At 36.8% G+C, this 13,834-nt stretch carries 14 protein-coding genes; 10 read left to right on the top strand and 4 right to left on the bottom strand.

Translation table 11 applies throughout. From position 1 onward, the window contains the following. Positions 1-9: 9 nt before the first annotated feature. Together CHB58_RS00395 and argJ are read right to left on the bottom strand one after the other, a co-directional pair. Entirely contained in the window at positions 10-726 is a 717-nt protein-coding gene (locus tag CHB58_RS00395) for a type III pantothenate kinase (protein WP_089322117.1), read from the bottom strand. Further along, a complete protein-coding gene (gene argJ / locus CHB58_RS00390; protein ID WP_089322116.1) occupies positions 707-1,885 on the bottom strand; it encodes a bifunctional glutamate N-acetyltransferase/amino-acid acetyltransferase ArgJ in 1,179 nt (392 codons plus the stop codon). The genes CHB58_RS00395 and argJ overlap by 20 nt, the downstream gene beginning before the upstream one ends. An 80-nt stretch (positions 1,886-1,965) precedes the next feature. On the opposite strand from argJ, the gene CHB58_RS00385 reads away from it, so the two are divergent. The 4 genes from CHB58_RS00385 (at position 1,966) to CHB58_RS00370 (ending at position 5,564) form a co-directional block, all read left to right on the top strand. Then, positions 1,966-2,625: a phosphoribosyltransferase gene (locus CHB58_RS00385; RefSeq protein WP_089322115.1), complete on the top strand. Its 660-nt coding sequence runs from the start codon at positions 1,966-1,968 to the stop codon at positions 2,623-2,625. After that, a complete protein-coding gene (locus CHB58_RS00380) occupies positions 2,615-3,691 on the top strand; it encodes a hypothetical protein (RefSeq protein ID WP_089322114.1) in 1,077 nt (358 codons plus the stop codon). The genes CHB58_RS00385 and CHB58_RS00380 overlap by 11 nt, the downstream gene beginning before the upstream one ends. Next, the gene (gene cysK, locus CHB58_RS00375) at positions 3,663-4,571 is read left to right on the top strand and encodes a cysteine synthase A (RefSeq protein ID WP_089322113.1); all 909 of its coding nucleotides are present in this window, start codon (positions 3,663-3,665) and stop codon (positions 4,569-4,571) included. Before CHB58_RS00380 ends, cysK begins: the two co-directional genes overlap by 29 nt. A 99-nt stretch (positions 4,572-4,670) precedes the next feature. Then, a complete protein-coding gene (locus tag CHB58_RS00370; protein WP_089322112.1) occupies positions 4,671-5,564 on the top strand; it encodes a hypothetical protein in 894 nt (297 codons plus the stop codon). A gap of 66 nt (positions 5,565-5,630) precedes the next feature. On the opposite strand, the gene CHB58_RS00365 is transcribed toward CHB58_RS00370, so the two are convergent. Then, positions 5,631-6,380, bottom strand: a complete 750-nt coding sequence (locus CHB58_RS00365) for a carbonic anhydrase (RefSeq protein ID WP_089322111.1) — start codon at positions 6,378-6,380, stop codon at positions 5,631-5,633. Positions 6,381-6,604: 224 nt separating this feature from the next. Here CHB58_RS00365 and pyk point away from each other — a divergent pair, with 224 nt between their 5' ends. The 4 genes from pyk to CHB58_RS00345 are packed head-to-tail and all read left to right on the top strand — an operon-like array spanning position 6,605 to position 11,210. Then, entirely contained in the window at positions 6,605-8,008 is a 1,404-nt protein-coding gene (gene pyk / locus CHB58_RS00360; protein WP_245807295.1) for a pyruvate kinase, read from the top strand. Continuing rightward, positions 8,009-10,114, top strand: a complete 2,106-nt coding sequence (topA, locus tag CHB58_RS00355) for a type I DNA topoisomerase (protein WP_089322109.1) — start codon at positions 8,009-8,011, stop codon at positions 10,112-10,114. Then, on the top strand, positions 10,111-10,581 hold the full coding sequence (locus tag CHB58_RS00350) for a metallophosphoesterase (protein WP_089322108.1): 471 nt from the start codon (positions 10,111-10,113) through the stop codon (positions 10,579-10,581). The genes topA and CHB58_RS00350 overlap by 4 nt, the downstream gene beginning before the upstream one ends. After that, positions 10,581-11,210, top strand: coding sequence for a hypothetical protein (locus tag CHB58_RS00345; protein WP_089322107.1), 630 nt, complete (start codon positions 10,581-10,583; stop codon positions 11,208-11,210). The genes CHB58_RS00350 and CHB58_RS00345 overlap by 1 nt, the downstream gene beginning before the upstream one ends. 28 nt (positions 11,211-11,238) lie before the next feature. Here CHB58_RS00345 and CHB58_RS00340 read toward each other — a convergent pair whose 3' ends face one another. Further along, positions 11,239-11,394, bottom strand: a complete 156-nt coding sequence (locus CHB58_RS00340) for an FmdB family zinc ribbon protein (RefSeq protein ID WP_089322106.1) — start codon at positions 11,392-11,394, stop codon at positions 11,239-11,241. 128 nt (positions 11,395-11,522) lie between these two features. Between CHB58_RS00340 and hemH the strand changes: the two genes are divergently transcribed. Together hemH and hemG are read left to right on the top strand one after the other, a co-directional pair. Then, positions 11,523-12,443 (top strand): ferrochelatase, encoded by a 921-nt coding sequence (hemH, locus tag CHB58_RS00335; RefSeq protein ID WP_089322105.1) that lies wholly within the window; start codon positions 11,523-11,525, stop codon positions 12,441-12,443. Between the two features lie 2 nt (positions 12,444-12,445). Beyond that, the gene (gene hemG / locus CHB58_RS00330) at positions 12,446-13,816 is read left to right on the top strand and encodes a protoporphyrinogen oxidase (protein WP_089322104.1); all 1,371 of its coding nucleotides are present in this window, start codon (positions 12,446-12,448) and stop codon (positions 13,814-13,816) included. Positions 13,817-13,834 lie beyond the last annotated feature (18 nt).

Here is a 13,834-nt window from a genome sequence, read left to right as displayed (position 1 = left end):
AGGGGGAGCTTAAGCTCCCCCTTTTTTATTCCATCTGTAAATGTTCCAAAGTCCCCTGAATATTAAAAACTCATCAACGATGCCGTAACCAAGCATCTTTCTCAAATCTTCTGCATACCCACCTGCTAAAACAACCGGTGAATCATTTAAATCTGCAATCTTCAAAGCTCTATCAACCGCTCCTGCCAGTGCAAGTCCAATCCCCGACATAATAGATTCAGCGGTGGATTTACCAGGATACTCATTTAAAAAACCTTCAACTTCCGGCAACTGCTCCGTAAACCTTCCAAGAACCTTTGCCATCAAAGAAGTGCCCGGTAAGATAGCACCACCCTGAAAAATACCATCTTTAACAACATCAATAACAACAGCCGTTCCGGCAAGAACAACAATTCCATTACTGCCGTAATCAAGAAATCCGCAAGCAGCAGCTATTCTATCAGCACCTAAGGTTTCAGGTGTTTTATAATCAAGTTTCAAAGGTAATGGCAAATGTGCAGAAACAAAGAAAACCTTTTCAAAATTACTCTTAATCACTTCCTCTATTGAAGGAACTACACTTGAAACAACTGCAACTTTTCCTTTAAAAGGAAAATTCCCTTTCTTAACCGTTTCCGTTTCAATTTTTAAAGCAAATTTAAAGCCCCCTTCCTCCTTTACAGCAACTTTTACAAAAGTATTTCCAGCATCTATCAAAAATGGAGTTTCACGTTCTATATTCAGCATTTATCCTCACATAATCGTAAGTTAAATCGCAGGTAAGATATTCAAACCGCTCCTTTCCCTTTCCAAGATTAAGCTTTATAACTATCTCATCACTATCTTTCATGTATCTATAAACATCCTCCTCTCTATACTCTGCTCTACCACCTTTAAAAAGCACAAAATCACCTATTTTTAGCTCAAGTGCTTTCTCCTCTATTCCTGTGCAGGCACTTCCTGCCGCAGCAATTATCCTGCCCCAGTTCGGATCGCATCCAAACACAGCGGTTTTAACAAGTGGCGAAAGGGCTATTTTGCGAGCTACTTTTCTTGCCTCCTCTTTCGTCAAAGCTCCTTCAACAACTATCCTTACAACCTTTGTGGCTCCCTCGCCATCCTTAACTATCTGATATGCAAGAGAAGCCATAACTTTCCTCAAACCTTCAGCAAAAAGTTCAACATTACTATCGGCGATTTTAACCTTAGACATACCGTTTGCAAGTATAAAGACTGTATCGTTTGTACTCATATCACCGTCAACAGTTATTGCATTAAAAGTTTCATCCACAATTTCAGTTAAAATCTCCTGCAAAAGGTTTTTATCAATCTCAACATCTGTAGCCACGAAAGAGAGCATCGTTGCCATAGCAGGGTCTATCATTCCGGCACCTTTAGCAACACCACCTATGGAAAATTCACCGCCATCAAAAAAAGCAACTTTTGGGAAAGTATCGGTAGTCATAATAGCGGTAGCAGCCTCAATGCTATTCTTTGTTCCAAGAGTTTTAACAGCCTCTTTTATCCCTTTTTCCACTCTATCCATAGGTAAAGGTTCTCCGATAACCCCTGTGGAAGCAACAATAAAAGGCTTTTTCCCGGTTAAATCCTCACATATATTTACCATTTTCTCTGCATCTTTAAGTCCCTGCTCTCCCGTGCAGGCGTTTGCATTTCCGCTATTTGCAACAATCCCGGAAATTTTTTCACAGACAGAAAACTGCTTCATAGACACTTTGACAGGTGCTGCTTTTATGTCATTCTGCGTAAAAACTCCAGCAGCCACCGCCGGTACTTCAGAAACAATAACAAGAACATCATCTCTCTCAACAGGCTTATCGGTTTTCTTTATACCTCCCCTCCCTGTGCCGCATAAAAAACCTTTAACATCAGATATCCCTTTCATTTCCACTTCTCCGATTAACTGTTGATTTTGTTAAATTTTAACACTAATCTTAAATAGAACAACCGTATCAGCGAGGTGTGATGAAACCGCTATTTAGAGACAGACTCCATGCAGGAGAAGTACTAAGCCATTCCCTAAAGCTTCCGGAAAACAGTGTAATATTTGCCATTCCCCGTGGAGGAGTCCCTGTAGCATACCCGGTTGCCGTTAGACACAATATACCCATGGACATAATAGTTGTAAGGAAGCTACCCATACCGTGGAATCCAGAAGCAGGATTTGGAGCAGTAACAATTGACGGAACAATATTTCTAAACCCGGATTTTGAAAATCTTATTGATAGAAAAACTATCAATGAAGTTGGAAGAGAGGTTTTCAAAGAGGTTCTAAGGAGAAACCTCATCTACAGGGAAGGAAAAGGATACAAACCTTTAAACGGAAAAACAGCAATAATAATAGATGACGGATTTGCTTCAGGTTTTACAGCTATAGCAGCTTCAAATTTCCTAAAAACGTTAAATCCTGAAAAAATCCTGGCAGTAGCACCTGTTGCCCCTATTCACACGATTGAACGTCTCAAACCCTATTTTGACAAAGTTTTAGTTTTACATGAAAGCACCCAACTTCCCTTTGCCGTTGCAAGTTTTTATGAAAGCTTTCCTGACTTAACAGATGAAGAGGTGTTAGCTTACATAGATAATCTCAAAGAGAGAAAACTCTGGTGGAACGATGCAGTTTAAAAAGGCAAAAGAGATACTTTCTGAAAAGCTTAAAGAGCAGAACATCAAAAATATAAAGTGTTTAAGGAAGCCCGGCAGAGGAGACTTTATAAACCGCCTTGCATATCAGATAGCAACAGGCAGGCTGAAAGTTGTAAGAAAGGAATACTTTGGAGAAATCATCCCTGGAAAAATTATAGAAAAGGTAAACTGTGTAAATTTTCTAATAGGAAAGGGAGACACTAAAGCTGATGCAGTTATTGTAAAGGGAAACGAGGATTTTCCTGAAGAGAAAATCTTAACTCTTAAAAATTTACAGTTTCCATCTATAGCCATAGACATGAGCTTTTTTTATATCTTAAAAGACAGAGAAAAAAAGGGACTTTTAAACCAGATAGAACTTACATACGGAATTGTAAAGGATTACTTTACCCCTGATAACTTTTTTATTCTGGATGAAAATTTAGAATCTATATCAGTGCTTAAAAACTTCTTCCATCCCCATATTCCCTTTAAAATCAGAAATAAGATACCGAAAAACAGAAAGATTATAGTGCTTGACCCCAATGGAGAGAAAACTCTTGAAAAGGATGAGATAGATACAGATACAGTCCTTATCTTTGGGGGAATTGTTGACCACGGAGAGCGGCTGACAGGAGCAACGAGAGAAATTTTTAAAAATGCCCCTCACAGAAAAATAACATATAAAGGTTCAACAACCCCTGTTCCCGATAGGATAAACGAACTTACAAAAATTGTATGCGACTTTCTAACACTACCGATAACCCTTGATGAAGCTGTAATAAGAAACCTTACAAGGCAGGGAAAACTAAGAATTATAAGGGAAAAACTACAGGAGAAAATCCTTAAAATAAAAACAGAGAAGGGCAGAGAAAGGATTTTACCTCTTTCCGATTACCTTTCACTTAAAAAGGAGTTTAACCTTACCGAATTTCACTTTCGCAAAGGTGGAAAACATGTTCATGGATTTAAAGTGGTAAAAGATGACTTAATTGATAAAATAAAAACTAAATCTTTCATAGATTCAGGAGAACTGAATGAGTATACTATCAAGAAGTATCCTTGAACTGATAGGAAACACCCCATTAATAGAACTAACAATAAACGAGTTGACCTTCTACGCAAAGCTTGAAATGTTTAATCCCGGAGGAAGTATAAAGGACAGAATAGCCCTTTACATAATCAGAGATTTGGAAGAGAAAGGAATTTTAAAAAAAGGAAAAAGAATTATAGAAGCCACAAGCGGAAATACAGGAATAGGCCTTGCCCTTGTATGTGCAGCAAAAGGTTACGGCTGCACAATCGTGATGCCTGAAAACATGAGTGACGAAAGGAAGAAAATTTTAAAAGCTTACGGTGCAGAGCTTATATTAACACCGGCTGAAGAGGGAATGGCAGGAGCGGTTAAAGAAGCAGAAAGAAGAGTTAAAGAGAATCCTGATATATATGTTCCCGCAAATCAATTTAAAAATCCAGCAAACATAAAAGCCCACTACGAAGGAACGGCCGTTGAAATCCTCAAACAGCTGAAAAAATTACCAAAAACTTTTATCGCTGGAGTCGGCACAGGCGGAACCTTAACAGGTGTCGGAAGAAGATTAAAAGAGGAAAATGAAAATATCACTATCATAGCCGTTGAACCTAAGGAATCTCCTGTCCTTTCAGGAGGTAAACCGGGAATTCATAAAATTCAAGGTATAGGTGCAGGATTTATCCCTGAAATACTTGATAGAAATCTTATAACGGAAGTTATAACAGTCAGCTATGATGAAGCAAAGTATTACTGTCAGAAACTTGCAGGTAGCTACGGAATATTGGTCGGAATCTCTTCCGGTGCAAACGTGGCAGGCATCATAAAAGCTGCAGAGAAAGGATTCCTTAAAGAACCTGCTGTTACAGTATTTCCAGATACAGGAGAAAGATACCTTTCAACAGACCTGTTTTAGGGGGAGATCATAGAGATAAGGAAAATAGAAGGTATTATTCCAACAGAAGCGATAAGCAGAAACCTTCCGACGAAGCTTCAGGATTTCTCCCGTCGTGATATGGAGAAATTACTCTCCTCTATAATTGCAGGAGAAAGGAAGGGAGATGTCTCAGAAGAACTGAAAGGAAAAAGGATAAAAGTAAAATTTTTAGGATATACCGAAGATGGCAAGGCAAAAATTCTTTTAGGTAATAAAGTAATCATTGCAGATGTTGAAACAGATAGACAGTTCACAGAAGGAGAAGAGCTTATTTTTCTCATCAAATCTTTGTATCCTAAGCTTGAATTAAAATTAATAAAACTTGATGAAAAATGGAGCAATCAGTTTATCCTCTTAAAACTTCTACCTTTCCTTGACAGTAAATCCATTAAACAAGTTATATCGGAAATTTTCAAAAAAGAGATCAAAGAGATCTCTTCAAGAGATAAAAAAATAGAAGATGAGACGCTTAAAAAGTTTATAAAAATGATTTTTTCACCTAAAGGAGCAGCCGATACTCTCTTAACAGTAAAAGAACTTTTGATTCAATCAAAAGGTAATCTTAGCGAGAAAGACTTTAGAAAATTAATCCTTTCAATGCTTGCATTCTACTTCCTTCCCGTAGGCAACATAGTATTCTTTCCTTTAAAAGTAAATGATACCGATGTAGAGATTTTATTTGAAAAAGACAAAGATGGATGCAAAGTAGAGATTGAAATATCAAAAAACTCCCTATTTATAAACGTTTCTATCTTTGCAATTTCAAACGAAGTTTCCATTGAATTTAAAGCAGAAAATAAGGAAATAGTTGAAGCCTTGAAAAAAAGAGATGCTGAACTTAAAACTAAACTTTTATCAGCAGGATTTATCCCTGTATCAATCACTTACAAAAAAGAAAAAACAGAAAAAGAGAAACTGCTGGAAAAAGTTAAAGTACACATAGACTCAGGAAAAATAAACATCTCTGTATAGTCTGTATAGTCTGTATAGAAATCTGTATAGAAAGATTAAAGAAAGGGGGGAATTCCCCCCGATAAATTACTTTGTAACAAGCACTGCTTTTTTCATTGAAGATGAAAGATATTTCATAACAGGCGAATATTTAAGTTTTGATGGATTTGTTTCACCGTTGATGTTAAGAATAACAATTCTTCCGTATCCTTTACCGTAAGCATTTATAAAGTCATAAACAGCACCAACAACTGCAAGCTGTCCTTTCTTAATGAAAGGCTTGTAGAAGTTAAGAGCTTCCTGAACCTGATAGTTTACGTTCTTCTCTACACCCTCAAGCCATCTTTTCTCAAAAGGACCTGATTTAGAAACTTTAGAAAGTGGCAGATGAAGGTGGTCAAGCTCATTTTTGATACCTTCGGTCTCTTTAGAATAGTCATGAAGAGCAGCTTTTACAGCACCACAATGGGTGTGACCTAAAATTAAAAGAATTGGTGTATGAAGATGATAAATACCGTAGTCTATAGAACCTCTTGCGTTTGCAAGCTGGTTTCCAATGTTTCTGATAACAAAAACTTTATCAACTGGGTCTTCAAAGAATACTGTAGGATGAACCCTTGCATCTGAACATGTAATCATAGTTACAATGGGGTGCTGAGCATTCATATAAGGTTTGAAGTAAGATTTTGTGTGAGATTCAACCCACTTAGCGTTCCCCTCCACAACTTCTTTTAGTGCTTCTGCCGGTGTTGTTTTTGCTTTTCCGTGTCCACCAGCTACCGCTGTTCCCCCCATAATTGCCACAGCAGCCATGGCTGCTAACAGTTTCTTTACCATTACGGCACCTCCCTGTTTTATTTTTAGTGAATTTTAGATAAAAAATTTTCAAATTGCAAATATGTTTTACATATTCAACTTTAATAAAGAATTTTTAAATTATTAAATCATGTTTAAATACATCATCTAAAACTATGCAACTGTAAAAATTTAGAAACAATATGTAAAAACCAATTCAAAACATCTATATTTAAAAAACATCAAAACCGCTTCAGAGGTAAATGATGAAAAGGACAAAAATAGTTGCAACCCTTGGACCTGCAACAGAGAATAAAGAAACACTGGAAAAACTTGTAAGAGCAGGGTTAAATGTTGTAAGGCTTAATATGTCTCACGGAACATACGAAGAACACAGAAAAAAAATAGAACTTGTAAGAGAAGTAGAGGAGTCAACAGGTATAAAAATTCCTGTTCTTGTGGACCTGTGCGGTCCGAAAATTCGGATAGGAAAGATAGAAAATGAACCCCTTTTCCTTCACAGGGGAGACACCATTATTCTGACACCAGAAAAAGAGCATGAAAAAGGTGAAATATTTGTGAACTATCCATATCTTGACAGAGAGGTAAAGATAGGAGAAACCATACTTCTTGCTGATGGTGCATTCAGGTTGAAGGTAAAAGATGTAAAAGAGAAAAAAGTTATTTGTGAAGTGGTCGTAGGTGGCCCTTTAACATCCCACAAAGGTGTAAACCTGCCTCACAGCAATCTTTCTATCCCTGCATTAACAGAAAAAGATATTGAAGATGTGAAATTTGCAGTTAAAGAAGGAGCAGATATAATAGCCCTTTCTTTCGTTAGAAAAGCTGCCGACATAATAAAATTAAAAAATCTTCTGGAAGAGCTCAGCGCTAAAAACATTCCTGTTGTTTCTAAAATAGAGAAACCGGAAGCTGTTGAAAACATAGATGAAATTCTTGAAGTAACGGACTTTTTAATGGTAGCAAGAGGAGATTTAGGTGTTGAACTTCCAATTGAGAAAGTCCCTGTAATACAGAAAACACTTATAAAAAAAGCAAACAGGAAAGGGAAAGCTGTAATAACAGCCACCCAGATGTTAAAGTCAATGGTTGACATGCCTATACCTACAAGAGCTGAAGTAACAGATATAGCAAACGCTGTGCTTGACGGAACCGATGCCCTGATGCTTTCAGAGGAAACAGCAGTAGGTAAATATCCGCTAAAAGTGATAGAAACAATGGCAAATGTTATAAAAGAAGCTGAAAAAATATACCCATTTAAAAGGTATGAAGATATAAAACCTGATAGTCTGCAAGATTCACTTGCAAAAGCCGCATGTGAACTTGCAAAGTCCGGGAACATAAAAGCGATAATAGCGTTTACAAGAACAGGAGCAACAGCATTGGCTGTTGCAAAATTCAGGCCGAAAGTTCCTGTATTTGCCGTAACCCACGATATAAAAACGGGAAGGAAGCTTAATCTCGTATGGGGAGTTGATTCCTGCCTTACAACACCTGTAGAATCCACAGAAAAGCTTATAGCAGTTTCCATACATGCGGTCAAAGAAAGGGGGATTGCAAAAATTGGAGATAAGGTTATAGTTTTAGCTGGTGCACCAACAGGAGTGCCTGGAACTACAAATTTAGTCAAAATCGTTGAGGTGAAATAAATGGGAAAGAGAAAACTACTGATTGTTGAGTCTCCTGCCAAAGCTAAAACAATTCAGAGATATCTTGGAAAAGATTTTACTGTAAAAGCATCAATGGGACATATAAGAGATCTCCCGGAGAAAGAATTTGGAGTTGACATAGAAAAAGATTTCAAACCAAAATACACCACTATTAAAGGGAAGCAGAAAATAGTAAAAGAGATCAAAGAAGCAGCAAAAAAAGCAGATGAAATATACCTTGCAACAGACCCTGATAGAGAAGGAGAAGCGATAAGCTGGCACATAGCTGAAATTCTTAAAAGAGTAAAGAAAGAAGGAATTTTTAGAGTTAGATTTCATGAAATAACAAAAAAGGCGATTAAAGAAGCCCTTGAAAAAGCAGATACCATAGACAAAAATAAAGTAGATGCCCAGCAGGCAAGAAGAATACTTGACAGGATAGTTGGATACTCCATCTCTCCAATGCTTTCACGAAGATTCAAAAAAGCTCTTTCTGCAGGCAGGGTTCAATCAGTAGCTTTAAGATTGATATGTGATAGGGAAGAAGAGATAAGGCAGTTTAAGCCCAGAGAATACTGGACTATAGAAGCACTGTTTAAAAAGGAAAACAAGGAATTACCGGCTAAGCTGTTTTCAGTTGACGGAAAAAAATTAGGAAAATTTGACATTCCCGATGAGAAAAAAGCTAATGAGCTTGTTGAAAGGGCAAAAAAAGAGCAAAAATTCACAGTAACATCCGTTGAAAGAAAAGAGAGAAAAAGAAAACCTTATCCACCTTTCATAACAAGTACCCTTCAGCAAGAAGCCTCAAAAAAATTCGGCTTCCCGGCAAAAATGACAATGCAAATAGCACAGCAGCTTTATGAAGGTATAGACATAGGAAACGAGCGGGTCGGTTTGATAACTTACATGAGAACAGACTCAACACGAGTTTCAGACGAAGCAGTAAAAGAAGCAAGAAGTTTCATAGGCAAAATTTTTGGAAAAGAATATCTCCCCCAAAAGGCAAGAAGCTATGAAACAAAAACCCCAAAAAGCGCACAGGATGCCCACGAAGCTATAAGGCCAACATCGGTAGAAAGAACTCCAGAATCTGTAAAAAACTTCTTAACTCCCGAACAATATAAACTCTACGACCTTATCTGGAGAAGATTTGTAGCATCACAGATGAAGGATGCAGTATTTAACACTGTGTCAGCAACCCTTGAAAGCAGCGGCCTTGGCTTCAAAGCCACAGGAAGCACAATTAAATTTCCCGGATTTATGACAGTTTATCCTATAAGTGTGGAAGAGAAAATCCTGCCTGATATAAAAGAGGGAGAAAAATTGGCACTTAAAGAGATTAAAGGTATCCAGCACTTTACAGAACCACCACCAAGATACACCGAAGGAACACTCGTTAAAGCACTTGAAGAAGAAGGAGTTGGAAGACCTTCAACTTACGCAACAATAATTTCAAACATTATACAGAGAGGTTATGTTGAGAAGGAAAAACAGAAACTTAAACCTACAGAGCTTGGAGAGTTTATAAACGGAATATTAAAGAAACTCTTTCCAAAAATCGTTGATATAAAATTTACAGCAAACATAGAAGAAGAGCTTGACAAGATAGAAGAGGGAAAAAAAGAGTGGAAAGAACTCTTAAAAGAATTTTACTTCGGAGAGTTTAAATCCCTTCTTGAAAACGCACAGAAAAATCTTAAAGAACTTAAAGGAGAACCAACAGGGAAGAGATGTCCCGAGTGTGGCGGAGAACTTCTTAAAATCTACGGAAGATACGGGTCATTTATAGCCTGCTCCAACTATCCTGAATGTAAATATAAAGAGAACGGAAAAAAAGAGGATGAGAAAACCGGAAAGAAATGTCCCGACTGTGGAAGTGAACTTGTAATAAAAAGGGGAAGATTTGGAAGATTTATAGCCTGCTCCAACTACCCGGATTGCAGATACACCGAAAGTATAACTTACGGTAAATGTCCTGAATGTGGAGAGGGTGATATAGTTGAAAGAAGGAGTAAAAAGGGAAGGGTATTTTACGGTTGCTCAAGATATCCTGATTGTAAATACGTTTCAAATAAACCTCCTGAAAAGGTGGAAGAAAAATGAGAGTCGCCGTTATTTCAGACAGCCATGACAACATAGAAAAGATAGAAAAGTGCATAGAAAAAATTAACAAAATAGATGTTGATACAGTAGTTCACTGCGGCGATATTATCTCCCCATTTTCTCTTAAAAGGTTTAAAACTCTCAAAGCAGAGTTTGTAGCAGTGTTTGGAAACAACGACGGGGAAATTAAAGGATTGCTTAACGTAGCACCAGATTTAGAAAACCCTCCTGTAAAAACAAATCTTAACGGAAAAACTGCCATAATAATGCATGAGCCAATTTTCATAGATGAACTTTCAGGAACAGTTGATTTCATCTTTTACGGGCATACTCACAGGATAGATATAAGAGAAGAAAAGGGCACAGTTATCATTAATCCAGGGGAACTCTGCGGATATCTAACGGGAAATTCAACTTTTGTTATACTTAATTTGCTAAACGGAGAAACAGAAATTGTGGAGATTTGATGGTAATAAAATTTATAGAGAATCTCTTATCGGAAAACTGGGATGAAACATTTGAAAATCCGGTCTCCTGCGTGGTATGCTCATCAAAACTACTTCTTCTCAAAAAATTTTACCGGTTAACTCCCTTCATAATTTCAAATGCCGGTTGTCAGGCCGTTACAAACCTTGCATCAGTTCACCACGCTATCAAAAACTACAATCTAAAACTAATATCAATAATAGATACAAACAGTTCCAAAATTAAAGAACTTATATCCAGTGAATACCCGGCAGGAGAGTTTGAATTTAAATCTATTATGAAAATTTATGAAGAAAACTACGAAATAATAGCTCCCCTTTACGAAGATGAAAAGCTTTTAAACAGTGCATTTCTAGAACTTAATATAGATTTTCAGATTGAAACAATAAAAAAAATTCCAGAATTTGAAAAGCTTATATCACAAGGAAATTTAACAGTTTGCGGCTTTATCTTTGATACCGAAAAAGCGTATGGAACCTCTCCCTCTTTTTATCTTATAAATTATAACGGAATAACTGACCCTGAAGAAATAAAGCAGATTGACTCCCTAAAATCCCTGTCTGAAAACATTTTAAACTTAAAGGTTAAAAGAATACACATACAAGTATAAGAGGGGAAACTCCCCTCTATCTTTAACCTCAGCCAAACGGGGAACAGATGTTAACGATATTTATAACCTCAAGTTCTTCAGACCCGCACTCAGGACACCTTATCTCAAGCACCTGAAGGGGAGTATAGATTTCAACATCAAACTCTTTTCCGCAATCCTGACACTTAAAGGTGTATATCTGCATAAGCACCCTCCTTTTATTGCTATTATTAAATATATGAGAAGTTGAATTTATAGCAACATTCTTTCTCAGGACAGATAGAGAAAAAACTGCTATTATTCAATACCAAGTTTTAAGCTCAGGAGATAAAAGTGAAAAGAGCTATACTGATAGTTTATATGGGCGGTCCTTCAACACTTAAAGAGATAAAACCATTTCTATACAGATTATTTTCAGACAGAGACCTTATAAATTTAGGTGTACCTTCTTTTCTACAAAAACCTCTTGCTTACTTAATTGCATCAATAAGAGCAAAAAAAGTGAAACCAAATTATGAAGCTATAGGAGGCGGTTCCCCCACAGTAAAATATTCTGTAGAAATAGCAAAAGAGGTTGAAAAATTAACAGGAATAAAAACATTTACAGGAATGCTTTACTCCAAGCCTCTCCTTACAGAAACTGTAAAAGAGATAAAAGCATACAATCCTGATGAAATTGTAGCTATAACACTTTACCCCCACTATTCACTTGCCACAGCAGGAGCTTGCATAAGAGATATAAGGAAAGAACTTCCATCTGCAAAAGTTGTTAAATCATGGAACAAAAATCCCTACTACATAAAATGGATAACAAACCAGATAAAAAACTCCATAAATACGCTTAAAAACCCTTTCATTCTTTTCAGCGCCCACAGTCTTCCCGAGTATTTAATACAGCAGGGAGACCCTTACTTAAATGAAACTGAAGAAACCATCTCCCTTGTTATGGAAAACTTCAGAGGATTTCCCTATAAACTTTCATTTCAAAGTAAAATTGGTCCCATTGAATGGATAAAACCCTCAACTGAAGAAACAATAGAAGAGTTGGGGGAAAAGGGCGTAAAAGAGCTTGTTGTTTTTCCTATAAGTTTTATATCAGAGCATATAGAAACCCTTTTTGAACTTGATGTAGAATATAAAGAAGTAGCAGAAAAAGCAGGCATTGAGAGATATGTAAGAGTTCCCTTAAACCACAAAGATGATAATTTAATAAAAGCCATAGCAACAGAATGTGAAAAACTTTTCAGGAGATAGAAATGAAGAAAGTTGCAGTTATAGGTGCTGGTGTTTCAGGTTTAACAACAGCCTTTTATATTGAAAAGTTATCCGGTGGATATATTACCGTTAAAGTGCTTGAGAAAGAAAAGCAGTGCGGCGGTAAAATGAGAACAGTCCATGAAAATGGATTCATTATAGAAACAGGCCCAAACGGTTTTCTTGACAATAAACCTTACACACTTGAGCTTGTAAAGGAACTTGGAATTGAAGATAGACTTTACAGAAGCTCAGATAAAGCAAGAAAAAGATTTGTGTTTGTAAACGGCAAACTGGTAAGACTACCTGAAAGTCCGATAGCTTTTCTCGCTTCATACGTATTATCCTTTAAAGGAAAACTTCGTCTTGCAGCAGAATATTTTGTTCCCCCAAAAGAGGATGATTCTGATGAAAGTCTTTCCTCATTTGTAAAAAGAAGGATTGGAGAGGAATCATTAGAAAAATTGATAGACCCTATGGCAGCCGGAATTTTTGCTGGAGATCCCGACAGGTTAAGTGTAAAAGCTGCTTTTCCTGCAGTATGGCATCTTGAGAAAAAATACGGTGGGCTTATAAAAGGACTTTTAGCAATGAAAAAGGAAAAAAAAGATGCTACAGCAGGTCCCGGCGGTGTTCTTATGTCGTTTAAAAATGGTGTGATAGACCTTATAGATGCACTTGTTGAAAATATAAAAGGGGAAATTCTAACAAACACAACTGTTAAAAAACTTATAAAAGAGAAAGATAAGTGGAAAATTGTTTACGAAAGAGGGGATGAAATATTTGAAGAAACATTTGATATCATAGTACTTGCCACACCTTCATACGTTGCTGCTTCTCTCACCAAGAATTTTGATAAAGAGCTTTCTGAAAAATTAAACGAGATAGATTATTCTCCTATAGCAGTTGTCGCTTTTGGCTTCAGGAAAAAAGGACTCGGCCATGACCTTGATGGATTCGGTTTTCTTGTCCCAAGGACAGAAAACAGAAAGATACTTGGAGTTCTGTGGGACTCAAGTATCTTTCCAAATAGAGCACCAGAGGGGAAAGCACTTATAAGAGCTATGGTTGGAGGAGCAAGACAGCCTCAACTTGCTATGGCAGGAGAGGAGGAGATAGCAAAGTTTACATACAAAGACATCAAAAAAATAATGAAGATAAGACACAAACCGGAAATTACAAAAGTGTTTAAACACACAAAGGGAATACCTCACTATACAGTCGGACACCTTGAAAAAGTTGAAGAAATTTTTAAAAGAACTACCAACCACAAAGGACTATATTTAAACTCAAACGCTTACAAGGGAGTTGGTGTAAACGATTGTGTTTACAACTCACTTAAAACAGCTGAAGCTGTAGTAAAAAATATATAAGCAGGGAATATACAATAA

Origin of the sequence: Desulfurobacterium atlanticum, from assembly GCF_900188395.1 — a bacterium.
GTDB lineage: Bacteria > Aquificota > Aquificia > Desulfurobacteriales > Desulfurobacteriaceae > Desulfurobacterium_A > Desulfurobacterium_A atlanticum.
This window is presented reverse-complemented; position numbering and strand designations above follow the sequence as displayed.

What these genes read in the sequence shown, in the direction of transcription:
- CHB58_RS00395 (WP_089322117.1), bottom strand. Translation starts at nt 726, where the DNA reads ATGCTGAATATAGAACGTGAAACTCCATTTTTGATAGATGCTGGAAAT.
- argJ (WP_089322116.1), bottom strand. Translation starts at nt 1,885, where the DNA reads ATGAAAGGGATATCTGATGTTAAAGGTTTTTTATGCGGCACAGGGAGG.
- CHB58_RS00385 (WP_089322115.1), top strand. Translation starts at nt 1,966, where the DNA reads ATGAAACCGCTATTTAGAGACAGACTCCATGCAGGAGAAGTACTAAGC.
- CHB58_RS00380 (WP_089322114.1), top strand. Translation starts at nt 2,615, where the DNA reads ATGCAGTTTAAAAAGGCAAAAGAGATACTTTCTGAAAAGCTTAAAGAG.
- cysK (WP_089322113.1), top strand. Translation starts at nt 3,663, where the DNA reads ATGAGTATACTATCAAGAAGTATCCTTGAACTGATAGGAAACACCCCA.
- CHB58_RS00370 (WP_089322112.1), top strand. Translation starts at nt 4,671, where the DNA reads ATGGAGAAATTACTCTCCTCTATAATTGCAGGAGAAAGGAAGGGAGAT.
- CHB58_RS00365 (WP_089322111.1), bottom strand. Translation starts at nt 6,380, where the DNA reads ATGGTAAAGAAACTGTTAGCAGCCATGGCTGCTGTGGCAATTATGGGG.
- pyk (WP_245807295.1), top strand. Translation starts at nt 6,605, where the DNA reads ATGAAAAGGACAAAAATAGTTGCAACCCTTGGACCTGCAACAGAGAAT.
- topA (WP_089322109.1), top strand. Translation starts at nt 8,009, where the DNA reads ATGGGAAAGAGAAAACTACTGATTGTTGAGTCTCCTGCCAAAGCTAAA.
- CHB58_RS00350 (WP_089322108.1), top strand. Translation starts at nt 10,111, where the DNA reads ATGAGAGTCGCCGTTATTTCAGACAGCCATGACAACATAGAAAAGATA.
- CHB58_RS00345 (WP_089322107.1), top strand. Translation starts at nt 10,581, where the DNA reads ATGGTAATAAAATTTATAGAGAATCTCTTATCGGAAAACTGGGATGAA.
- CHB58_RS00340 (WP_089322106.1), bottom strand. Translation starts at nt 11,394, where the DNA reads ATGCAGATATACACCTTTAAGTGTCAGGATTGCGGAAAAGAGTTTGAT.
- hemG (WP_089322104.1), top strand. Translation starts at nt 12,446, where the DNA reads ATGAAGAAAGTTGCAGTTATAGGTGCTGGTGTTTCAGGTTTAACAACA.